This window comes from Rhizobium sp. T1470 (genome assembly GCF_042140505.1).
Taxonomy (GTDB): domain Bacteria; phylum Pseudomonadota; class Alphaproteobacteria; order Rhizobiales; family Rhizobiaceae; genus Rhizobium; species Rhizobium favelukesii.
The window spans coordinates 952,584-973,597 of the sequence record NZ_CP148091.1 but is presented as its reverse complement, the minus strand read 5'-3'; the positions used below and the strand labels follow the sequence as shown (position 1 = coordinate 973,597).

22 protein-coding genes and 3 pseudogenes are annotated in these 21,014 nt (G+C 59.9%); 6 read left to right on the top strand and 19 right to left on the bottom strand.

What is annotated here, in order from left to right; genetic code table 11:
• Positions 1–9: 9 nt before the first annotated feature.
• From flgK to flgF, 10 genes and pseudogenes are all read right to left on the bottom strand, one after another.
• Positions 10–1,230, bottom strand: a pseudogene (gene flgK / locus WGT02_RS04920) (flagellar hook-associated protein FlgK); the annotation flags it as partial.
• Positions 1,231–1,304: 74 nt separating this feature from the next.
• The gene (gene istB / locus WGT02_RS04915; protein ID WP_208245060.1) at positions 1,305–2,099 is read right to left on the bottom strand and encodes an IS21-like element helper ATPase IstB; all 795 of its coding nucleotides are present in this window, start codon (positions 2,097–2,099) and stop codon (positions 1,305–1,307) included.
• Positions 2,089–3,609, bottom strand: coding sequence for an IS21 family transposase (istA, locus tag WGT02_RS04910; RefSeq protein ID WP_208180357.1), 1,521 nt, complete (start codon positions 3,607–3,609; stop codon positions 2,089–2,091). The genes istB and istA overlap by 11 nt, the downstream gene beginning before the upstream one ends.
• A 113-nt stretch (positions 3,610–3,722) precedes the next feature.
• A pseudogene (gene flgG, locus WGT02_RS04905) lies at positions 3,723–4,427 on the bottom strand (flagellar basal-body rod protein FlgG); the annotation flags it as partial.
• A gap of 19 nt (positions 4,428–4,446) precedes the next feature.
• Positions 4,447–4,773: a flagellar hook-basal body complex protein FliE gene (locus tag WGT02_RS04900; protein WP_047516605.1), complete on the bottom strand. Its 327-nt coding sequence runs from the start codon at positions 4,771–4,773 to the stop codon at positions 4,447–4,449.
• 2 nt (positions 4,774–4,775) lie between these two features.
• Entirely contained in the window at positions 4,776–5,192 is a 417-nt protein-coding gene (gene flgC, locus WGT02_RS04895) for a flagellar basal body rod protein FlgC (protein ID WP_037114251.1), read from the bottom strand.
• 4 nt (positions 5,193–5,196) lie between these two features.
• Positions 5,197–5,589 (bottom strand): flagellar basal body rod protein FlgB, encoded by a 393-nt coding sequence (gene flgB / locus WGT02_RS04890; protein WP_024313024.1) that lies wholly within the window; start codon positions 5,587–5,589, stop codon positions 5,197–5,199.
• Between the two features lie 173 nt (positions 5,590–5,762).
• Positions 5,763–6,314 carry a hypothetical protein gene (locus tag WGT02_RS04885; protein WP_024313025.1) on the bottom strand — a complete coding sequence of 184 codons (552 nt, stop codon included), beginning with the start codon at positions 6,312–6,314 and terminating at the stop codon, positions 5,763–5,765.
• A gap of 11 nt (positions 6,315–6,325) precedes the next feature.
• Positions 6,326–7,358: pseudogene (locus WGT02_RS04880) on the bottom strand (hypothetical protein).
• A gap of 14 nt (positions 7,359–7,372) precedes the next feature.
• On the bottom strand, positions 7,373–8,107 hold the full coding sequence (gene flgF / locus WGT02_RS04875) for a flagellar basal-body rod protein FlgF (protein WP_072370996.1): 735 nt from the start codon (positions 8,105–8,107) through the stop codon (positions 7,373–7,375).
• 250 nt (positions 8,108–8,357) lie between these two features.
• On the opposite strand from flgF, the gene motA reads away from it, so the two are divergent.
• From motA to WGT02_RS04845, 6 genes are all read left to right on the top strand, one after another.
• Positions 8,358–9,230, top strand: a complete 873-nt coding sequence (motA, locus tag WGT02_RS04870; RefSeq protein WP_024313028.1) for a flagellar motor stator protein MotA — start codon at positions 8,358–8,360, stop codon at positions 9,228–9,230.
• Between the two features lie 6 nt (positions 9,231–9,236).
• On the top strand, positions 9,237–10,175 hold the full coding sequence (locus tag WGT02_RS04865) for a FliM/FliN family flagellar motor switch protein (RefSeq protein WP_208248830.1): 939 nt from the start codon (positions 9,237–9,239) through the stop codon (positions 10,173–10,175).
• A gap of 64 nt (positions 10,176–10,239) precedes the next feature.
• The gene (gene fliN / locus WGT02_RS04860; protein ID WP_024313030.1) at positions 10,240–10,824 is read left to right on the top strand and encodes a flagellar motor switch protein FliN; all 585 of its coding nucleotides are present in this window, start codon (positions 10,240–10,242) and stop codon (positions 10,822–10,824) included.
• A 29-nt stretch (positions 10,825–10,853) separates the two neighbouring features.
• Positions 10,854–11,894 carry a flagellar motor switch protein FliG gene (gene fliG / locus WGT02_RS04855; protein WP_208248833.1) on the top strand — a complete coding sequence of 347 codons (1,041 nt, stop codon included), beginning with the start codon at positions 10,854–10,856 and terminating at the stop codon, positions 11,892–11,894.
• A 128-nt stretch (positions 11,895–12,022) separates the two neighbouring features.
• Positions 12,023–13,102 carry a flagellar biosynthesis protein FlhB gene (flhB, locus tag WGT02_RS04850; RefSeq protein WP_208248836.1) on the top strand — a complete coding sequence of 360 codons (1,080 nt, stop codon included), beginning with the start codon at positions 12,023–12,025 and terminating at the stop codon, positions 13,100–13,102.
• A gap of 4 nt (positions 13,103–13,106) precedes the next feature.
• Positions 13,107–13,547, top strand: coding sequence for a hypothetical protein (locus WGT02_RS04845; RefSeq protein ID WP_024313033.1), 441 nt, complete (start codon positions 13,107–13,109; stop codon positions 13,545–13,547).
• Between the two features lie 20 nt (positions 13,548–13,567).
• On the opposite strand, the gene visR is transcribed toward WGT02_RS04845, so the two are convergent.
• The 9 genes from visR to WGT02_RS04800 form a co-directional block, all read right to left on the bottom strand.
• Entirely contained in the window at positions 13,568–14,314 is a 747-nt protein-coding gene (visR, locus tag WGT02_RS04840) for a transcriptional regulator VisR (protein ID WP_208248839.1), read from the bottom strand.
• A 12-nt stretch (positions 14,315–14,326) separates the two neighbouring features.
• On the bottom strand, positions 14,327–15,073 hold the full coding sequence (gene visN, locus WGT02_RS04835) for a transcriptional regulator VisN (protein WP_024313035.1): 747 nt from the start codon (positions 15,071–15,073) through the stop codon (positions 14,327–14,329).
• Positions 15,074–15,446: 373 nt separating this feature from the next.
• Positions 15,447–17,138: a flagellar basal-body MS-ring/collar protein FliF gene (gene fliF, locus WGT02_RS04830; protein WP_024313036.1), complete on the bottom strand. Its 1,692-nt coding sequence runs from the start codon at positions 17,136–17,138 to the stop codon at positions 15,447–15,449.
• 108 nt (positions 17,139–17,246) lie between these two features.
• A complete protein-coding gene (locus WGT02_RS04825) occupies positions 17,247–17,639 on the bottom strand; it encodes a hypothetical protein (protein WP_208248841.1) in 393 nt (130 codons plus the stop codon).
• Between the two features lie 17 nt (positions 17,640–17,656).
• On the bottom strand, positions 17,657–18,211 hold the full coding sequence (cheD, locus tag WGT02_RS04820) for a chemoreceptor glutamine deamidase CheD (RefSeq protein ID WP_024313038.1): 555 nt from the start codon (positions 18,209–18,211) through the stop codon (positions 17,657–17,659).
• Complete coding sequence (locus tag WGT02_RS04815) at positions 18,208–18,597, bottom strand: response regulator (protein ID WP_007530058.1); 390 nt, start codon at positions 18,595–18,597, stop codon at positions 18,208–18,210. Before WGT02_RS04815 ends, cheD begins: the two co-directional genes overlap by 4 nt.
• Positions 18,597–19,640 carry a chemotaxis response regulator protein-glutamate methylesterase gene (gene cheB / locus WGT02_RS04810; protein WP_208248843.1) on the bottom strand — a complete coding sequence of 348 codons (1,044 nt, stop codon included), beginning with the start codon at positions 19,638–19,640 and terminating at the stop codon, positions 18,597–18,599. Before cheB ends, WGT02_RS04815 begins: the two co-directional genes overlap by 1 nt.
• Complete coding sequence (gene cheR, locus WGT02_RS04805) at positions 19,637–20,548, bottom strand: protein-glutamate O-methyltransferase CheR (RefSeq protein WP_208248845.1); 912 nt, start codon at positions 20,546–20,548, stop codon at positions 19,637–19,639. The genes cheB and cheR overlap by 4 nt, the downstream gene beginning before the upstream one ends.
• Positions 20,545–21,012, bottom strand: a complete 468-nt coding sequence (locus WGT02_RS04800) for a chemotaxis protein CheW (RefSeq protein ID WP_024313041.1) — start codon at positions 21,010–21,012, stop codon at positions 20,545–20,547. Before WGT02_RS04800 ends, cheR begins: the two co-directional genes overlap by 4 nt.
• Positions 21,013–21,014: the final 2 nt, after the last annotated feature.

Here is a 21,014-nt window from a genome sequence, read left to right as displayed (position 1 = left end):
TTTCATGGCTTAACTCGCTATATCCAGCAATGACTTCAACATTTCGTCAACAGCGTTGAGGATCTTCGTGGCCGCCTTGTAGGACTGCTCTATGTCGAGGAGCAGCGTCAGTTCCTCGTCGAGGTTCACGCCGGTCTCGTTGGAATAGGCTTCCGTCGAACGCGAGAGTGCTGCCGAGGTATTCTCGGACGCCGTCGTCGCATCGCTTCGATACTGCTCGAGCCAGCCGATCGAATTCGAGGCGTAATCCATGATGTTGACGTTGGACGAAAGACCAGCGGTCGCTGAAAAGGTCTGAGCCGTGCCCATCGCCGTGTAGAGCGCGTCGAGATTGTCGGAGAAGCCGCTTTTGCCGGTCGGATTGAGGTTGGTGAGGCCGGAGATTGACCCATCGCGCAACTTCATCGGGTCGCCGCCCTGGCTGGTGATGACGGCGGCGTTTACAGTGATGGTGCCGGCGATGCCGTCGATGACGCCTGCTGCGGTCGGCGTGCCGCCCGGCGTTCCCACCGCGGTCTTCCAGACGAAAAGGCCTGGCTGCGTCGTGGCGGGCGCGCCGCCGGTTTCCGAGAACATGGTGACGAGCGACTTCGCGATCTCGTCGAGCTGCGACTGGAATGTGGGCGCGATGTCGTCGCGAACCTGCAGGAGCGCCTGCAGGCTTCCCTGGGCCGTGCTCGTCGAGCCCTTGCCGCTCGCAAGTGCTACGCCATCGATGTAGATCGCATTGCCTTTGGTCTGGGTAGTGTAGGTGTCCTGCGCGACGAAGGTGACTGTGCGGGGAATCGTGTCGAAAACAACGGTGCCGTCTGTGGTGTAGAGCGCCATATCGCCGTTGTCGCGATCGACTGCGTTGACGCCGACGATCGAGGAGATCTGCTTCAGCAGCTTGTCGCGCTCATCCAGTGCATCGGCTGGATTGCCGCCGGTCGCGGTAGCGCTCTTGACGGCATCGTTCGCCGTCTTGAACTGCGCAAGCAGGGTGTTCAGTGTCGAAACCTGGGTTGCGATCTCCTTGTCCGCACCCTGACGGACGGCCTGCACGGATTTCGTTGCATCGTTCAGTGAATTGGCGACGTCCTGCGCGGCCGTGACCGCGCTCTGCGCGGCAATCGTGCTGCTCGGCGACGTGCGAAAGGCCTGCAGCTTTTCGCGAAACGTCGAGAGATAATTTGCCGGCGACGTTTCGTAGTCGTTGCCACCCATGATCGATTTCAGGTCGGTCAGGCCGCTGTTGGTTTCCACGCGGAACTGAGCCGGTTTTTCCACCAAGAAGTGAGCCACCTCTAAGTATGGTTTTCTGATCAGGATTTGGTCAAGGGATTGGCTTTTTCTCCTTTCTTCTGTGCTGCGGCAGCCGAGCTGGCTTTGAAGCGGAAGCTGTCGTTACCGGTTTCCAGGATATGGCAACGGTGGGTCAAACGATCGAGCAGAGCGGTCGTCATCTTGGCGTCGCCGAAGACGGTTGCCCACTCGCTGAAGCTGAGGTTGGTGGTAATCACGACGCTGGTCCGCTCGTAGAGCTTGCTTAACAGGTGGAAGAGTAGTGCTCCGCCTGAGGCGCTGAACGGCAGGTATCCCAACTCGTCCAGGATGAGCAGATCGAGGCGGACCAAGGTCTCCGCGATCTGGCCCGCCTTGCCTTTAGCCTTCTCCTGCTCGAGAGCATTGACCAGTTCGATGGTCGAGAAGAAGCGGACCTTTCGGCGATGATGCTCGATGGCTTGGATTCCAAGAGCGGTCGCGACATGCGTTTTTCCAGTGCCAGGGCCACCGATAAGGACAACGTTCTGCGCCCCATCCATGAACTCGCATCGGTGCAGTTGGCGCACGGTGGCCTCGTTGATCTCGCTGGCGGCGAAGTCGTATCCGGAGATGTCTTTGTAGGCTGGGAAGCGAGCAGCCTTCATGTGATAGGCAATCGAGCGGACCTCACGCTCGGCCATCTCGGCTTTCAGCAACTGGGACAAGATTGGCACGGCCGCATCGAAGGCGGGAGCACCTTGCTCGATCAGGTCCGTGACGGCCTGGGCCATGCCATACATCTTCAGGCTACGCAGCATGATGACGACGGCAGCACTTGCGGGGTCATGACGCATGACGACCTCCTACGATCCGGACCCGCAAGCCATCGTAGCGTTCTACATTGGCCTTGGGTTCGCGCAGCAGGGTCAGTGCCTGTGGCGTATCGATGTCGGGACCGTCGGTCGTCTTGCCATCAATCAGCCGATGCAGCAGGTTCAACACATGCGTTTTGGTCGCCACGCCTTGATCCAGAGCCAGTTCCACGGCCCTGACGACGACCTGTTCGTCGTGATGAAGCACCAGAGCGAGGATGTCGGCCATCTCACGATCACCGCCGGGGCGGCGAAGCATCTGATCTTGCAACTGTCTGAAGGCCAGCGGCAATTCCAGGAAGGGCGCACCATTGCGCAAGGCACCGGGTTTGCGCTGGATGACGGCAAGGTAATGTCGCCAGTCGTAAATCGTTCGTGGCGGCTTATCGTGGCTCCGCTCAATGACCCGCTCATGCTCGCATAGGATATTGCCCTCGGCCGCAACGACCAGTCTCTCGGGATAAATGCGCAGGCTGACAGGCCGGTTCGCAAACGATGCTGGCACACTGTAACGATTGCGCTCGAAGGTGATCAGGCATGTCGGTGAGACGCGCTTGCTCTGCTCAACGAAGCCGTCAAATGCGGGTGGCAGTGCCATTAATGCTGCCCGCTCATCAGCCCAAACATCTGCGATTGTGCCGGGCAAGGTGCCATGCGCCGTCTCCCGCCACAGGTCCTGGCAATGCTGTTCCAGCCAAGCATTCAATACCGCCAAATCCGGGAAGTCAGGCATCTGTTGCCACAGTCGTGGGCGAGCATCCTGGACGTTCTTCTCGACCTGCCCCTTCTCCCAGCCGGCAGAGGGATTGCAGAACTCTGGCGCAAAGACGTAGTGGTTCGTCATCGCGAGGAAACGGATGTTGACCTGCCGCTCTTTGCCGCGACCGACACGATCGACCGCCGTCTTCATGTTATCGTAGATGCCGCGACCAGGTACGCCGCCGAACACACGGAAGCCGTGCCAGTGGGCGTCGAAGAGCATCTCGTGCGTTTGCAGCAGGTAGGCCCTGACCAGAAAGGCCCGACTGTGCGACAACTTGATATGTGCGACCTGAAGCTTCGTGCGCTCGCCGCCGATCACGGCATAGTCCTCACTCCAATCGAACTGGAATGCCTCGCCTGGGCGGAAAGACAGCGGAACGAATATGCCGCGGCCCGCTGTCAGCTGCTCAGCCCGCCAGTCGCGGGCGAACGCGGCGACCCGACCATAGGAGCCGGTAAAGCCGAGAACCACCAGATCCGCATGAAGCTGCTTCAGCGTTCGGCGCTGCTTGCGCGACCTCCCGGCCTCGGTCTTCAGCCAGCCAGCAAGTTTGTCGGCAAAAGGATCGAGCTTGCTCGGACGTTCCGGTACCGTGAACGTCGGCTCGATCGTACCAGCGCTCAAATACTTCGCGATCGTGTTGCGTGACAGCCCAGTGCGCCGGCTGATCTCGCGGATCGACTGCTTCTCGCGCAGCGCCATCCGACGGATGATGTTTAAAAGTCCCATGTGGATCACTCCGTGGCCCCCGTCGCTCACCGCGTTGGGGGGGAAGGTTCACATGGCTCAATTCTCAATGGAAATTATGCGCCTAACCGGCTCAGTTCTGCGTGGAAACCAACAGATATCAGCTCGGTGATTTCCTTCACCGGATCGACGTTCGACGATTCGAGGTAACCCTGCTTCATGTAGCCGAAGCCCTCTTCGTCGGGGGTGCCGACGACGGCATCGCCCGAAGCGGGCGTCTGCTGAAACAGGTTGTCGCCGAGGGGCTGAAGACCGGCTTCGTTGACGAAGTCGGCGATCTGTAGCTGGCCGAGCACGGTCGGATCGGTGTTGCCCGGCAGCTTCGCCGAAACTTCGCCCGAACGGCTGATTGTCACCTGCGTCGAACCCTGCGGGATCGTGATGTTCGGCGCCACCAGATAGCCGTCCACGGTGACGATCTGGCCGGTCTCGTTTTTGTTGAAGGCGCCGGCGCGGGTGTAGAGCGTCGTGCCGTCAGGCGCCTGGATCTGGAAGAAGCCGCGGCCGATAAGTGCCACGTCGAGGTCGTTGCCGGTTTGCGCGAGCTCGCCTTGAATGTGCAGATTGCGGACTGCCGACGTCTGAACGCCGAGACCGATGTTTGCACCTTCCGGTACGATCGACTGGTTCGCGCGGTTGGAGACGCCCTTTGCCCGCTCGGTTTGATACAGCAGATCCGTGAATTCAGCACGAGCGCGCTTGTAGCCCGTCGTGTTGATGTTCGCGATGTTGTTGGCGATGACTTCAAGATTGGTCTGCTGGGCGTCCATACCCGTTGCAGCAATGGCAAGCGCTCTCATGGCTTTGTCCTTAAATCAATTACATCTGCATCCGGGTGACGTCGAGAAAGGCTGTAACGACCTTGTCGCGAATGGCGATTGCGGTCTGAAGGGTCTGCTGCGCCTGCATGACGGCATCGACGACTTCACGCGTCGTGGCTGTGCCCTTGATGCCGGCAAAGGACATGCCTTCCGCATTCTTCAGGGTATTCAGGGCGCCGGTGGCAACGTTGCTGAGAACCGCACCGAAGCCACCGTCATTTGCCGCGCTTTCTGCAGCGGAGGAGGCCGTGGAGTTGTCTTGATCGATGGCGGCGAGGCCGCGGGTCATCGACAGGGAGCTGACACTATTGACGTTGTTGATCATTATTATTGGCTCTTCAAGAGATCGATCGTTGCCGAGATCAGGTCGCGGGATTGCTTGATGGTCTGCAGGTTGGCGTCGTAGGAGCGGTTGGCTTCCCGCATGTCGGCCATCTCGACCAGCATGTTGACGTTCGGAAGCTTGACCACGCCCTTTTCATCCGCAGCCGGATTGCTGGGGTCGTATTCGGTGATGAACTTCGATTCATCCTCCCCGAGCTTCTTGACGTTGACCGTGGTGACGCCGTTGGCGCGATCCACGGCTTCCCCGAAGGTGACCGTCTTGCGGCGGTAGGGATCGGCGCCGGGTGTGTCGCCGGTCGAGCGGGCGTTGGCAATGTTTTCGGACACGATGCGCAGGCGCGTCGATTGCGCCTCGAGCCCCGATCCCGCGATTTTGAGTGCTGCTGACAGAGGATCCATGATCTTAGCTCTTCACCGTCATCAGCATCATCCGGTTGAACGAGCTCACCAGCGAGGTGTTCAAATCGTATTGACGCTTGATTTCACCGGACTTGGAAAGTTCTTCGGCAAGGCCGACCGTGTTGCCGGATTCCTGGACGCCGATCTCCTGATCGAGAGCCGCATCCTTGACGTCGATCTCACTCTTCGTGCCCAGATCGTTGCCGGTCAGGTGCGCAGCATTGGTACGCGCCATGTTAATGTCCGACTTGTCGAGGGCGGCCTGGAAGGGCGTGATGTCCTTGGCGCGGTATTTCGGCGTGTTCGCGTTCGCGATGTTGCCGGCCACAACCTCCTGACGGATCGTCAGCCATTCGGCCTGCCGCGAGGCCAAGTCGAAAAGTTGAATCGGTTGCATGGGAACTCTCCGTTTTTACTGAGGCGAACCTACGGCGGTAATCTTGCGTCAGACTTACGGAGAATGCGGCGCGGAAATCCGGACGTCGTCGGGTCCTGCCTCCAGAATGCAGAGAAGGCTCCGACCGTATCCGGCGGAGCCTTCGACTGATTCGCTGCGCGGCCGGCCCGCGTTCAATTGTGCTGGTAGACATCGCCCTTGGAGGTGATGATGACCCATTTGCCATCGCGCTCCTCCAGTGTCGCCAGCCGGCTTTCGTCCGGCAGGATGGATCCGACACGCACGACGTACATTCCTGATGTGTCTTCGATCAGGGCGCGGCCATTTGCGACGTGAAGGAGGCGAAAACCCGATTTTCCGGGAAACGGCTGGTCTTCAGCCGGCGCGCCCTTGTCGTCTTCCCTGCCGATATTGGTAACCGTCGCCGTCGTCAGCGGATCGACCGGGATCTCGGGCTTCTTTTCGTGTTGGTTCTTGTTGGCCATCGCAAGGGGCGAGACGCTGAAGACGTTCCGCGCCGGCCAGTCCGGAAGGTCGCGCGTCCGGTCACCCTGTGCAACATTGATGCCGAACTTGTCTTCGTTGAAGAAAACGTACCACGGAAAGAACGCGGACGCTCCCGCCAGGATAAGGCCGGCGATCGTCAGAACGCGGTCGAGAAAGACGGTTTTGCGCCGCAGAGGCTTCAGCGGGGCGATCTTCTCATCGTCGTCGAAATCGGTCACTTCGCGCCTTTCTACCTGCGGATATTCGGCTGGCCGCCGATGCCGGCCGCGGCCTTCAGGGCGCCAGCCAGATCGGCAAAGGCATCCTGCGGTCCGACGTCGCCCGGCGACTGTTTCAAAACATCGTAAATAATCGGTACCTGCTTGACCGCCATATCAAGATCAGGGTCGGCGCCCGGTCGGTAACCGCCAATCAGGCGAAGGTCGCGTGTCTCCTCGAAGCGGTGGATGAGCGTCTTGAGGCGCGACACAAGCTTTTCCTGATCCGGGGTCCAGGCCTTGCGCGCCAGGCGCGAGATCGAGGCGAGCGGATCGATCGGTGGGTAGCGTCCCTCCTCCGCGAGACTACGCTGCAGGACGATGTGACCGTCCAGAATGCCGCGCGTCGAATCGGCGATCGGGTCGTTGTGGTTGTCGCCATCGACCAGGATCGAGATGATCGCGGTGATCGTCCCCGTGCCTTCGGGGCCCGGACCCGCACGCTCCAGCAGCCGCGGCAGCTCGATGAAAACGGAAGCGGGATAGCCGCGCGCGATCGGCGGCTCACCGGATGCGGTCGCGACTTCGCGGATGGCATGGGCAAATCGGGTGACGCTATCGACGATCAGTAGGACGTTGTCGCCCTGGTCGCGGAAATGCTCGGCGATGGTGACGGCAGTCAGCGGAGCCATCTTGCGCAGCATCGGGCTCTCATCACTCGTCGCAACAACGGCGATCGCGTTCCTCATGTTGGCCCCAAGCGTATCTGACCGTATCATGGATGCCGATCGGCTCGCCCGGCTCGATCGGGCAAACGTAGGTCAATTCAGGCTCGACGCGGACGACCTCGCCGAGGTGGATGCCGGTCGACGACTTGTGCGCCACGAATTCGCCGAGCCGCACATGGCGCGAGAGGCCGGTCACGGTGTAGTGGCCGGCGGCGATCGTCTGCACATGGCCGCCAGGGGCGACCAGGAACTCGGGGTTAGAATAGCGCGAGACGAGCCCGGCGAGGTGCGCGAGCTTCGGCGAGAGATCGGTTTCGGTGAGCGGCGTGTTGCCCATGTGTCAGACCTCGGCTAGCGGCTGCCGCCGAGCGTCTTGATCGCTTCGCTGAACGAGGCCTCGCTGTCCTTCGAGAGCGACGTCATGCTCTCGAAGGCGCGATTGACTTCGATCAGCTGCGTGATTTCGCGCATGGCGTTGACGTTGGAATTTTCGAGGTAGCCCTGCTGGACGCCGACATTGAAGCGATCGGTGACAGCACGCGGCTGCTCGGTCGTCATGATGCCGCTGTTCTCATAGCGCAGATAGCCCTTGCTGATATCCGCCTCGAAGAGACCCAACGAACCAACCTGCTTGCCGTCTTGATAGATCAATCCGTCAGCGCCGACTTTCGGTTCGCCCGCGGCCTTGCTGAGCGTGATCGGCGCGCCGCCGGCATCGAGAACCGGATAACCGCGGACCGAAACCAGCTCGCCGTTTTCCTTCATCGTGAAGCGGCCATCCTTGGTCAGAACCTTGCCGGCCGGCGTATCCACCGAGAACCAGGCATCGCCCTTGATCGCGAAGTCGAGCATGTTCCCGGTGTGCTCGAGCTCGCCGCTGTCACCCGACAGATAGTCGTTGCCCTGTGAAACATAGGCGACCTTGGCGTTGATCTTGTTGCCGGTCTCACCGAGCATCTCGTCGAACTTCACCTCCGTTGCGCGGAAGCCAGTCGTGTTCACGTTCGCCATATTGTCGGCGATGGTGGTGAGGCGACGTTCGAGTGCTATCTGCGACGACAACGAAACATAAAGACCGGATTGCATCCCGATAGGCTCCTACATTGGCGATGAACGGTACGAAATCCGGGTGTTTGCAGTCGGTTGGACTACGGATCTCGCTGAGGCGGCATCTCAGAAACAGGCACGGATGCCCATTCGTCACCGACAAGCTGACAGCAAATGCTTGCGCGAAGCTGGCATGGAAAAGCTTGATTTGCAGGGGCAATCATCAGCCTCACGCAAGCCAGCAGCCCTATCCCTTGGGTTGAAAATAACGATCAGGTTTGGACTGACGATGAATATCATTATCGGATTTGTGATTACCTGCGGCTGCATCATCGGCAGCTTCATGGCGATGGGCGGCCATGTGGAGGCGCTTTGGCAGCCTTTCGAGCTCGTCATCATCGGCGGTGCCGGCCTGGGCAGCTTCGTCATGGGCAACCCGATGAAGGTCGTGAAGGATTCCGGCAAGGCGCTTGGGGAAGCCTTCAAGCACACGGTCCCGAAGGAACGGAATTATCTCGATACGCTTGGTGTACTCTATTCCCTGATGCGCGACCTTCGTACAAAGTCGCGCAACGAGATCGAGGCACATATCGACAATCCGGCCGAATCCTCGATCTTCCAATCCGCTCCGACGATCCTCAAGAACAAGGAACTGACGGCATTCATCTGTGATTACGTCCGCCTGATCATCATCGGCAATGCTCGTTCGCATGAGATCGAGGCGTTGATGGACGAAGAGATCAACACGATCCTGCACGACAAGATGAAGCCCTATCACGCCATCCAGATCATGGGCGACGCCTTCCCCGCAATCGGTATCGTCGCGGCCGTTCTCGGCGTCATCAAGGCGATGGCACACATCAACGATTCGCCTGAAGTTCTCGGCCACCTGATCGGCTCGGCGCTCGTCGGCACCTTCCTCGGCATTCTCCTGTCCTATTGCGTGTGTTCGCCGATCGTTTCCCAGATCAAGATCGTCCGCAACAAGCAGCATCGCCTCTATGTCATCGTCAAGCAGACGTTGCTTGCCTACATGAACGGCTCCGTGCCGCAAGTTGCCCTCGAGTACGGTCGCAAGACGATCTCGGCCTATGAGCGTCCTTCGATCGACGCAGTCGAGCAGGAAATGATGAACCCCGGCGGCGAGAACAAGGCGGCGTAAACGGTCATGAACGCTACCCTCAAGAAACCCCTTATGGACGAAGCCCTTCTTGCCAAGCTGACCGGTAGACTCGGCGACAAGGCCACCATCGAGAAGATCTGCAGCGCATTCGGCGATGTCTATACGGCCTTCCTGCCCGACATCATCAAAAGCGAGACCAACCTCGACGTCGAAGTGGCCTATCTCGGCTGTGACCGCGGACACAAGAACGACCTCGTCGCCGATCTTGGCGGCAACACGACGCTTGTCGACGCGACGCTCCGCAACTGGTCGCAGAACATTACGCTCGCCTTCGGTAACAGCTTCGTCATCACGCTCATGGAGCATCTGCTGGGTGCGTCCGCCGAGATGGTCGAGCAGCCGGCCGACCGCCTGCTGTCCGTGATCGAGCTCGAGCTTGCGGTCATGGTCTTCGACAAGATCGCCAATGTTCTTCGCTCGGCGGTGAACGCGCCTGGCGGCTTCGAGCCGGCCCTGGAATTTCCCTACGCGTTCGAAACGCGTGCCAAGCCGGCCGAAGACAAGCCCGACGAGTTTGCGGCCGCGATCAACATGTCGATCACGCTTTCCGGCATTACCTCGGATGTCTCGCTGATCGTTCCCCAAGCTGCTCTGCTGAAGACGAGCGTGACGGCTCCGAAGGCCAAGGGGCTGTCAGCAAAATCGTCTGAATGGAGCGATCAACTCAGCGAGCAGGTGCGCCGCTCGCAGGTAACGCTCAACGCCAAGATCCGTCTGCAAGACTTGACGCTGCGGACCATTTCGAAGCTTGCGGCTGGCGATGTCATCCCCTTCTACGATCGCGGCGACGTCCGCGTCGAAGTGAGCGCCAACAGCAAAGAATTGTACATCTGCGAGTTTGGACGTTCGGGCGAGAATTATACCGTCCGGGTGAAGGATACGATTAACTCGGATGACGATCTCATCCGCCACTTGATGAATTAGCCCATTTTCCAACCGGGCTGCCGCACGGCAGCTTGAGGCAAGTTTCAACTGGAATAGTGATTTCATGGCGACGAAGAAGACACCCAAGAACAGCGACCTTTCAATGGAGCTCCCGGGCAACGAGGCCGAGCTTGATCAGGCCATCGATGACCTGCGCGGCGTCCTGAAGACCGACGCGGAAGGCGGCCTGCCGGACTTCGCCGACGAGAGTGACGCCTTCAGCGGCAGCACCGATCTATCCACCTTTGGCGGCGATTTCGATGACGCGGCCGAGGAGCCTGCGTTCGATGGCAGCGATTTCGGCACAACCTCCGACTTTGGCGGCTCTTCCGATTTCGGTGACGCCTCCTTTGGTGCGGTCGGTTCCGAACCGGCGCCGCTCGGCAGCGCCATGCAGTCGAACCTCGACCTGATCATGGACATCCCGATCGACGTCCAGATCATGCTCGGCAGCAGCCGCATGCAGGTCGCCGGCCTGATGAACCTGAACGAAGGCGCAACCATCGCGCTCGACAAGAAGATCGGTGAGCCGGTCGAAATCATGGTGAACGGCCGCAAGATTGCTCGCGGCGAGATCACCGTTCTGGAAAACGACGACACGCGTTTCGGCGTCAAGCTGATAGAAGTTTTGAGTACGAAAAAAGCCTGATCCCGGTGCAGGGACGGAGAGGTTAGACCATGACGGACTTTGACGATTTCGGCGGCGCTCTTGCCGAGAAACCGTTGACCCAGGCTGAAAAGGCGGCGGCCGTTCTCCTCGCTATGGGGAAAGGGGTCGCCGGCAGGCTCTTGAAGTACTTCACGCAGGCCGAGCTGCAGACGATCATCGGATCGGCGCAAACGCTGCGTGCGATCCCGCCTGATGAACTGCTTGGGCTTGTGGCCGAATTCGAGGACCTGTTCACCGAGGGTGCGGGTCTCATGGACAACGCCAAGGCAATCGAGAGCATCCTCGAAGAGGGCCTGACCCCCGACGAAGTCGACAGCCTCCTCGGCCGTCGCACCACCTTCCAGGCCTACGAGACGTCGATCTGGGACCGTCTCGGCGAAGGCGACCCGGCTTTCATCGGCAAGTTCCTCCTGCGCGAACATCCGCAGACGGTTGCCTATATTCTCTCCATGATGCCCTCCTCGTTCGGCGCCAAGGTCCTGATGCAGATTCCGGACGGTCGCCGCGCAGACATCATGAACCGTACCGTCAACCTCAAGTCCGTCAGCCCCAAGGCCGCGCAGATCATCGAGAAGCAGGTGATGACCCTGTTGACCGAGATCGACGCAGAGAAGAATTCGATCGGCTCGACGAAGGTTGCCGAGCTGATGAATGAGATGGACAAGCCGCAGGTCGATACCCTGCTCACCTCGCTCGAATCGATCAGCCGCGAATCGGTCAACAAGGTCCGTCCGAAGATCTTCCTCTTCGACGACCTCATGCTCATGCCGCAGCGCAGCCGCGTGATGCTGCTGAACGACATCTCGTCCGACATCCTCACCATGGCGTTGCGCGGCTCGGCGGCCGAAATGCGCGAGGCGGTGCTCGCCTCGATCAGCCCGCGCCAGCGCCGCATGATCGAATCGGATCTGCAGAGCGGAACGGCCGGCATCAATCCGCGCGAAATCGCCATCGCGCGGCGCGCTATTGCCCAGGAAGCGATTCGCCTGGCAAATTCCGGACAAATCCAGCTCAAGGAGACCGAGGGCGAAGGCTCCGCAGCGGCCTAAACCGCTGTTGTTGTGCACGAAGCGCGCCCTCGCGACCGCCGTGGTTGATCGCGGCGGCGAAAGGGAGATACCCTTCCGGAAAGGCCGCGCCCTGGCGCGGCCGTTTCTTTTGATGGAGGGCCTCGGCCTTGGCCGACGACGACAAGGATAGCAAGACAGAAGACCCGACAGCGAAAAAGAAAAGCGACGCTGCCGAGAAAGGCAACGTGCCGTTTTCGCGCGAGGTGCCGCTTTTTGCCACCGTACTTGCCACCTACGTCTACATCATCTTCTTCCTGCCGGACGGGCTCAGCAAGGTCGGCGAGGCGCTGAAGGACATTTTCGAACAGCCCGACCAATGGAAGCTCGAAACCGGGCCGGATGCGCTTTCGCTATTCGTTCACCTGGGCTGGGTTTCGGCAGCATTGCTCGCACCTGCCTTCATCCTGTTCATGGTGTTTGGCGTCGCCGCGTCCATCTCGCAGAACCTGCCGACGCCGGTGCTCGAGCGCATACGGCCGCAGGTCTCGCGTATTTCGATCGCCAAGGGATGGTCGCGGCTGTTCAGCCTGCCCGGCCTCGTTGAGTTCGGCAAGTCGCTAACGAAGATCGTGATCGTCGGCGTCGTCATGTTCTTTGTGCTGAAAAGCGAATACTTCAACGCGATCGACGCAATGTTCTCCGATCCGCAGACGATCTTCACGCGCATGATGACGTCGATGCAGAAGATCACTATCGTCGTCCTGATTGCCACCGGGGTCGTGGCGATCGCCGACGTCTTCTGGACGCGCTATCACTGGTTCACCGAACTGAAGATGACGCGACACGAGATCAAGGAAGAAAACAAGCAGTCGCAGGGCGATCCATTCGTCAAGAGCCGCCAGCGCTCGGTGATGCGCGACCGTGCCCGCCGCCGCATGATCGCCAACGTCGATCGCGCCACGCTTGTGATCGCCAACCCGACGCACTTTGCCGTCGCCCTGCGCTATGTGCGAGAGGAAAATGACGCACCTGTCGTCGTCGCCAAGGGTCAGGATCTAATTGCGTTGAAAATCAGAGAGATCGCGGAAAAGAACGGCATTCCGGTTTTCGAAGACCCGCCTCTCGCGCGCTCCATGTTTGCGCAAGTCTCGGTCGATAGTGTCATACCGTCTGTATTCTACAAGGCAGTCGCGGAACTCATCCATCGGGTTTACGCGACGCAAGCCAAGAACAAACGGGTAAGATAGCCGAATGAAAAAATGCCCCTACTCTACCCAGCGTGAAAAAATCCTGGCCGAAGCAATCAGCCCTGTGGCCACGGAATTGCGGCTTCTGGACGCTTCGGACCTCATCTCTCTTCTGCGCTTCGAGTACTACGGCAATCTTTCCGACCTGGTATCGTCAGCCGCCGAACTTTTCTTCCATCCCGGCACGGTCAATTTCGGCCATGGCGGCAGCTATACGCTCGAGTGGGGCGGCAAGCCCGAAGTGGTGATCGATCTCGAAATCAAGCCGCGCGGCGTCACGATCTATGCGCAGCTCACGCTTGCCGAGGAGCATGCCGGTATCGAGATCAACCACATCGCCTTCCAAAGTCCGTCGACGGACCCGGACGAAAACACCGCTGTCCTCGAGCAGAGCCTGCGCGACGCACGCTATAACGTCGAGCCATTGCAGGCATTGGCGGGCTAAAGCGCCCGCGCGCCTTCTCGTCAGCTTATGTATCCGAGGCGAATGGCCTTCGCGATCGCCTGGATTCGGTTGACCGAATCCAGCTTGACCGTTGCCGAGCCGAGATAGGCGTTGACGGTATGCACGGAGAGGCCAAGCTTTTCTGCAATCTCTTCGCTGATGCGTCCGTCGCCGGCAAGCTGCAGGCAGGCAATCTCGCGTTCGCTGAGTGCTTCGGCGGCCGCCACACGGCGCTCGTCGAGCGAGAGCAGGTCGATCATGATCTGGCAGGACCTCGCGTGCAGCTCAACGATCATGTCGCTCGCCGGTTCAAGATCGTCGCCGGTGAAGACAACGAAGCCGTTGCCAATGGCGCCTAGGCGCACCGGAAACGCCATTCCGGAGAACGGAACCACACCGCCCGTCAGGCGCGCCATGAAGGGAGCGATGCTTGCAGGCCGCGGAGGGGCGCGATCGAGGCCCCCAGCCCACACAACGGGCAGAAGCGACTTCTCGATATGATCAAGCAGCGCTTCGCCATGGGCGTCGATGAATGCCCGGCTGAAGCCACTGTTGACAGAACCCCAATTCTCCAGTTCGCAAACCAGGCGCTGCTTTGCCGGGACGCCGGCGGCGCTGACACGGTAGACCGCGAAATTCTGGGCATAGGCGAGCTTCTGCATGCCGATCAGGCGCGGGAACAGGTCAGACCGGCTCGCCACCTTGTTGGTTCGCACGCCGCGCATCGTTTCCGAATTGCCTATCGACCTACCGGATGGCTGCCCCATAACGCCGTCCCCTTAGACGAGATTGTTCCTCACCGCGAATGCGATGGCTTCAGAACGAGTCTTCGTAGCCGTCTTTCGCATGACACTGGTGATGTAGTTGTTGATGGTGTTGCGGGAGATGCCGAGAATCATCGCAATCTCGTCGCTCGTCTTTCCCTCGGCGATCCAGAAAAGGCACTCCAGTTCCCGATCGGTCAATTCGAAGTCCCGGTCAGTCTTGGTAGCACCGCATTGCAGGAAGCTGGCGAAATAGGCGGCCAGAAGCCCCACATCCCGCAAGCGCTCCTGCGACAGGATGAACCCATCATCAAACAGGAACATCAGCACGAGACGGGAGCGGCCGATATTGAACATCAGCGAACAGAATTGGCGGCTGGCGCCATCAGGGGCGTCCGCCGTATCCGGCAGGAGGGCGAAATGCGGCTTGAATAGCTGCATGCACTTTTCGAGTTCCGTCGCACGGGCGAAGCCGCCGACGAAGGCATGCGCCAGATTGGTGACGAGATCGAACGGCCAGTCCGAGGAGACCACGAAATCGAGGCCCGCCTCCTGCACCAGGTCCGCTCGCGCCAACAGATAATGCGAAGCGCCGACATAATCCGTCAACGCGCGGAGCCCCGGCTGCAACCGTCCCGTGTTCGAAATCTCGCAGAGCTGCGCGATCAACTCGTCACGCGAGGAAAGGTTTATCGCTGCGATGCCAACGAAGTTTGCCTTGTGCGCATCGCTCTTGAGAGCCTGCAATATATGCATGTCCATTGGCAAAACCCTGCGGCTGTGAACCACTAAGACAGAAGCTTGATCCGCACGCTCCTGAACAAACTACGACCTCTCCGCGAATCACCCAAGATTACGATAGGTGGCAAAATCCACCATCTCCGAGTTCTTGGGATTTACATGCTCTGCATTTCGTGCGCTGATTCGCACGCAAATTCCGCTTGTTAAGGAGTTCTTAAAGTAAAGTGATTCGGGGAACTCTGACAATACGATTCGCGTAAAACGCGTGGCCAGATCGGCCCTGTGTCACGTCTATCCTCAGAAATCTTCATGCGCGCGCCCGAGCAACAGCAAAATCCGACCGGATCGCCATGCAGCAAATGGGCAAAGTAAAGGCCGGTTGCCCGGCCGTTTACTATGCTGCGTTATCGACCGCCCATTTTCTGAGGATTTTCGCGGCGCGCTCCTCGTTGATCTCGACCATGCGCGCCAGTTTGCGTTCCGGGCCTTCCTTGACGCGGCGGTTGAAGTTGCCGTCGTCGTCACCAAGGCTGAGCAGGTCCTCGGTGCTGTCGAAGCCGAAGTCGGAGCCGAAGCCATCCATGAGCGCGCCACCTGCGCCCGCGCCTGCCGCCGGGGCGAAGTCGGGAAGTTCGAGACCGGCGCTTTCTGGCGACGTGTCGCCGATAGCCGCCGCGCCATTGCCCGTCACACTGCGGATCATCGGGCGGACGCCCATCCAGATCACCAGGAAGGCGACTGCGACGAAGGCGAGCGAGTTGATGATGCCTGCAAGGTTGCGGCTCAGCATATCCATCACACGGACGCTGCTACCCGTCTCCTCCAGAAGCTGGTTCTCCAGGAAGTCCATGGCCGTGACGGTCACGACGTCGCCGCGGTTGGTGCTGATGCCGGCTGCCGATGCGACGATCTTCTGCATCTCGGCGAGATAGGCATCGACCTTCGCCTGATCGGCCGGTTCGCCGACCATCTGAGCAATGCGGCCCTTGTTGACGACAACGGCGATAGAGAGCTTGTCGATCTTGTAGCTGTTGCGCGTCGTTGCAGTCGTCTTGCTGTTGATTTCGTAGTTGGTCTGCTCTTCTTTCTTGTCAGACTTGTCTTGCGATTCCGGACCGGTGGCGCCGCCGGAGTCGGGCGCTGCCTGCGGAATGTTCTGCTCAACGGTCGTGGCGTTGTCGGACTGTTTCTGCTGCGACTGAGAGGCTTCCTTGGTCGTCCGGATCGAGCGCTCGACCTTCGATTCCGGATCGTAGGTTGTTTCCTGGATCTGCTGGCTGTCGGTGTTTAATTCGGCCGTGACGCTGGAGCGGAAGTTGTCCATGCCGAGGAAGGGGGCGAGCGCCTTGTCGATGTTGGATTCAACTTCGCCCTGGACATTCTGAACGATGTTCAGCGAACGGTTCAACGAACTATTGCTGGCCTCGTCGCCGGAAGCGAGCAACTGACCCGCGGAATCGAGGATTGTGACATCGCCGACATCGAGGCCGGGAACGGCCGATGCAACAAGGTGGCGGATCGATGTCGCCGCATTGCGGCCGGCCGCGGCACTGGCGCGGATCATGACAGAGGCAGTGGGCTTCTGTTCGGCTTTGCGGAAGTTGCCGACCTCGGGCATGACGATGTGGACGCGTGCAGCGGTGATGCCCGAAATCGATTGGATCGTGCGCCCGATTTCGCCTTCAAGCGCGCGAACCCGCGTGACTTCCTGCATGAACGAGGTGAGGCCGAGCGAACCCACGTTGTCGAAGAGTTCATAGCCTGCGTTGGCGCTGTTCGGGAGGCCCCGCTCGGCGAGCAGGAGCCGCGCCTTGCCGGTCATGCCGGCAGGAACCGTGATGCTGGTGCCGTCGCTTCCGACCTGAAATCCGATATTCGCCTCGGCGAGCGCCATGCTGATCTGGTTCAGATCCGGCGTATCAAGCCCGACGTAAAGTGTTTCCTGAGCCGGCTTGTTGACCAAAAAGGCTGCCCCCAGGATCAGCACGACTGAAACGACACCCACGCCAGTCAGCGCCAGCAGGCGATTCCGTCCTAGCGAACTGAAGTTCTTAAAAATTTGAACTAATTGATTTAACAGATTCATTCTGTTCTCGCACGACCGTCACAGACAAAGCAGGCTTATTGCCTCATTTCGACGATAGATGCCGAAACTTGTGCGAACGTTTCGTGGGACGTGCGAGTGAAACCCGGATCAGAAGAAGTCGAAGTCTCCGGCCGCCTTCGCCAGAGGCTGAACGTTGCCATGATGCATGGCGCCGCCTAGCGCCCGCTGCATTTCGCTGAGCTTGACAAGGCTCAATGCCGTCGCGACATCGACTGCCCAGTCCGGCGGGATTTCGCCGGTGATGGTGTCGATGAACTCGGCAAGTCCGCGCGTCTTCTGCACGGCAAGATCAATTCCCTGCATGACTTTCATGCTTTCCGGCGAGTTCAGCAGTTCGGCACCGCCCCCGACTTCGAGGAGCTGTGGCTCGATCCGCTCGATCAGATAGGCGACGTCATGCAGTTCCGAGACGATGCGCATCAGGACATCGGGCAGGGCCTCGGCGGGCGACGGCTGCTCTGTCATTGCATTCACAGTCATTAATAACGTCCTCGCCCTCAGAAGAATTCGATGCTGGTTTCGACAGGTTTCTGCGGAGCGACCGGACGCTGCTCAAGCGCAACCGTTCTCTGCGTTTCCGCACCGGTGAGCGGATACTGTCGAGCGCGTCCTGAGACTGGCCAGTATTCGAGCTTGCGCCCGTGCTCACCACCGGTGCTTGAGCTGACGACGGGAATGCCTTCATCCTTCAGGAACTGCACAGCAAAGGCGGCGTTCTGTTCGCCGACATTCGAGAATGTCGAGATCGTCTTCGCCCCACCGAAGATCTTCGCCTCCAGACGGTCGCGGCGCGCGCCCTGCTTCAGGAGACCGTTGATCAGCAGTTCCATCAAGTGGACGCCGTAACGCGTGGCATCTCCGCCCGTCATCGGCGTGTTTCCTGTTCCCGGCAGGAGGAAATGATTCATTCCTCCAACGCCTGCCACGGGATCTCGCAGGCATGCAGCCACACACGATCCAAGGATGGTCGTCAGTACCGCATTCGGATCATTCAGGACCTTCCATTCGCCCTGGATGATATTGACGCGGCGGGCTGCAACGTCGAGATTCATTTCAATGCTCCAAATACGGCTTCGATAGCCGCCTTCATCTTCTCGATCGTGAAGGGCTTGGCGAGAACGTTGTTGGCCCCGAGCTGCGCCGCCTTCGTGACCAGCGCACGGTCTCCCTGGGCCGTCAGGATGATGAAAGCCGCCTTCTTCGTCGCCGGGTTGGCACGCACGGCCTGAAGGAAGCCGAGGCCGTCCATCTTCGGCATGTTGAAGTCGGAGATGACAAGATGGTGCGGCTGCTGGGTCATGATCTTCAAGCCCTGCTCGCCGTCGCCGGCAGCGGTGATCTGCTTGAAGCCGAGCTGGGTCAGCGCGTCGCTGAGCAGCAGTCGACTGGTGACCTGATCGTCGACGATCAAAACTTTGATTTTCTCTGCTATTGACATTAGTCGGTTCCTTCCTTTCGGGCGGCTGTCATTTTCAAGATTTCTTCGCCGATGCCATTCAGCGGCAACTGTTGCTCGACGGCACCGAGTTCGTAAGCAACTCTCGGCATGCCATAGACCACGCTTGTCTTTTCGTTCTGACCGAGGGTGCGCGCGCCGGCATGGCGCATCTTCAATAGACCGGCGGCGCCGTCGCGGCCCATGCCGGTCAAAATCACGCCGACCGCATTGCGGCCAGCCAGTTCGGCCACCGAATCGAACAGCACATCGACGGACGGCCTGTGGCCGTTCACGGGATCACGTTCGATGAGACGGCAGCAAGGCGCATGGGCGTTGGCAACCTGCAGATGGCGTTCGCCACCTGGCGCAAGGTAGATCTTGCCGATCTCCAGACGCGCGCCGTCGGTTGCTTCCTGCACGACCGGCGCACAGAGCCGGTTGAGGCGTTCGGCAAAGCTCCTGGTGAACGTCGGCGGCATATGCTGCGTGATAACAGTCGGCGGGCAGTTTGCCGGGAATTTCTGAAGCACCGCAATCAACGCCTCGACGCCGCCGGTCGACGAACCGATCGCGACGATCTTGCGGCCGACGCGGAAGTCGGCAACTGCAGGTGGCGGGGTAGCCGGTGCAGGCTGGGTGTACTGGCGCCGCTGCGAACGGGCAGCGGCCTTTACCTTCTCGGCAAGATCGCCGAAGGGGCGCGCATCACCGGGAAGCGGCTTGCCGACGCAGTCGAATGCGCCGATTTCAAGCGCCGCCAGCGAGGCATCGGCGCCGCGATGGGTCAGCGTCGAAACCATGATGACAGGCATCGGACGCAGCCGCATGATCTTCTCGAGGAAGTCGAGGCCATTCATGTTGGGCATCTCGATATCGAGCGTCACGACATCGGGGTTGAGCTTTTTGATGGCCTCGCGCGCCTCAAGCGCATCGCCTGCCTGACCGATGACGCTGACCTCCGGATCGGCGCTCAGCACAGCTGTGATGAGGCCGCGCATGGTGGCGGAGTCATCGACGACGAGAACTCGGGCTGCCGCGCTCATGCCTTCCTCCCCACGCCCTTGGTCGTGTAGCGGTAGGTCGTGATGCCGATATTGTCGAAGACATGCTTGGCGTCGCCGGAGACGCGCTCGGAATGGCCGATATAGAGATGACCGCCTTCCGGCAGCAGTTCGGCAAAGCGCGCCCAGATCTTCATTTGCGTCGGCTCATCAAAGTAGATCACCACATTTCGGCAGAAGATGACGTCGAACTTGCCCTTGAACGGCCACTGGGCCATCAGGTTCAGTTCATTGTAAGTGATCAGACGCTTGACGCGATCATCGACCTGGAACTTCCGCCGTCCTTGAACCTCGACTTCGCTGAACCACTGCTTGCGCATGGCGGGCGATACCGTCTCCAGCGCGCCTTCCTCATAGGCGCCCGCTCGGGCGATCGCCAGGATCTTCGGGTCGATGTCGGTCGCCAGGATCTTAAAGTCGTAGTCGGCGACGTTGGGCATCATCGACAGAACGGTCAGCGCGATCGAATATGGCTCCTGACCGTCCGAGGAGGCAGCAGACCAGATACGGACCCGGCCGCCCATCTTGGCGCGAACCAGCAGCTCCGGCAGCACATGCTCACGCAGATGCTCGAAGTGATGGTTCTCGCGAAAGAAGCGGGTGAAGTTCGTCGTCAGATGCGACAGCATCTCGCGGCGCGGCGCGGCGCCTGCCGGTGAAGAAACGAGCGCGCAATATTCCCGAAATCCGGAGAGGCCGAGGTTGCGGATGTGCTTCGAAAGACGCGAGTAGACCAGCGACGCCTTTGTCTCGTTCAGGAAGATCCCCGCATCCGAGTAGATCATCGCAGCAATTTCCATGAGGTCGCGGCGCGTCAGCGGATATTCTCCGCTCGCCAGCACCTCGTCAGGGCTTCCCTGCCGCGTGTCTTTTGCACTCAGGACATTCATGCGGCTTCGCTTTCCGTTTCGGGGAAAATGGCTTCGAGTTCGAGCAGGCAGATCATGCGCTTGTCGATCGCCAGGATACCGCGAGCGAACTGACGCTGCAGTTCAGATGCGATTTCCGGCGTCGGCTGAACGTTATCTTCGGTAACGGTCAGAATATCGGATACGGCATCAACCAGCAGACCCACGACCTTGCGGTGCACCTGAGCCACGATAATGACGTGTCGCGCTGTCGGCACGGTTGGCGGCATACCGAGGCGAGCCGACAGATCGATAATCGGCAGCACCGCACCGCGCAGATTGATGACGCCCTTCATGTAGCCAGGCGAGTGCGGCATCGCCGTTGCCGGCGTCCAACCGCGGATCTCGCGCACCGACATGACATTCACGCAAAATTCCTGATCCCCGATGCGGAACGCGATCAACTCGCGGTCCCCATCCTTCAGACTTTTTACGGCATATGACATCG

Coding starts and splice junctions, on each gene's coding strand:
- WGT02_RS04815 (WP_007530058.1), bottom strand. CDS start 18,597: ATGTCAATAGCAGAGAAAATCAAAGTTTTGATCGTCGACGATCAGGTC.
- motA (WP_024313028.1), top strand. CDS start 8,358: ATGAATATCATTATCGGATTTGTGATTACCTGCGGCTGCATCATCGGC.
- WGT02_RS04845 (WP_024313033.1), top strand. CDS start 13,107: ATGAAAAAATGCCCCTACTCTACCCAGCGTGAAAAAATCCTGGCCGAA.
- istA (WP_208180357.1), bottom strand. CDS start 3,609: ATGGGACTTTTAAACATCATCCGTCGGATGGCGCTGCGCGAGAAGCAG.
- WGT02_RS04825 (WP_208248841.1), bottom strand. CDS start 17,639: ATGACTGTGAATGCAATGACAGAGCAGCCGTCGCCCGCCGAGGCCCTG.
- flgC (WP_037114251.1), bottom strand. CDS start 5,192: ATGGATCCTCTGTCAGCAGCACTCAAAATCGCGGGATCGGGGCTCGAG.
- istB (WP_208245060.1), bottom strand. CDS start 2,099: ATGCGTCATGACCCCGCAAGTGCTGCCGTCGTCATCATGCTGCGTAGC.
- fliN (WP_024313030.1), top strand. CDS start 10,240: ATGGCGACGAAGAAGACACCCAAGAACAGCGACCTTTCAATGGAGCTC.
- visR (WP_208248839.1), bottom strand. CDS start 14,314: ATGGGGCAGCCATCCGGTAGGTCGATAGGCAATTCGGAAACGATGCGC.
- flgF (WP_072370996.1), bottom strand. CDS start 8,107: ATGCAATCCGGTCTTTATGTTTCGTTGTCGTCGCAGATAGCACTCGAA.
- cheB (WP_208248843.1), bottom strand. CDS start 19,640: ATGAGCGCGGCAGCCCGAGTTCTCGTCGTCGATGACTCCGCCACCATG.
- fliF (WP_024313036.1), bottom strand. CDS start 17,138: ATGAATCTGTTAAATCAATTAGTTCAAATTTTTAAGAACTTCAGTTCG.
- cheD (WP_024313038.1), bottom strand. CDS start 18,211: ATGAATCTCGACGTTGCAGCCCGCCGCGTCAATATCATCCAGGGCGAA.
- visN (WP_024313035.1), bottom strand. CDS start 15,073: ATGGACATGCATATATTGCAGGCTCTCAAGAGCGATGCGCACAAGGCA.
- flgB (WP_024313024.1), bottom strand. CDS start 5,589: ATGCAACCGATTCAACTTTTCGACTTGGCCTCGCGGCAGGCCGAATGG.
- fliG (WP_208248833.1), top strand. CDS start 10,854: ATGACGGACTTTGACGATTTCGGCGGCGCTCTTGCCGAGAAACCGTTG.
- cheR (WP_208248845.1), bottom strand. CDS start 20,548: ATGAATGTCCTGAGTGCAAAAGACACGCGGCAGGGAAGCCCTGACGAG.
- WGT02_RS04865 (WP_208248830.1), top strand. CDS start 9,237: ATGAACGCTACCCTCAAGAAACCCCTTATGGACGAAGCCCTTCTTGCC.
- WGT02_RS04800 (WP_024313041.1), bottom strand. CDS start 21,012: ATGTCATATGCCGTAAAAAGTCTGAAGGATGGGGACCGCGAGTTGATC.
- WGT02_RS04900 (WP_047516605.1), bottom strand. CDS start 4,773: ATGATCAACAACGTCAATAGTGTCAGCTCCCTGTCGATGACCCGCGGC.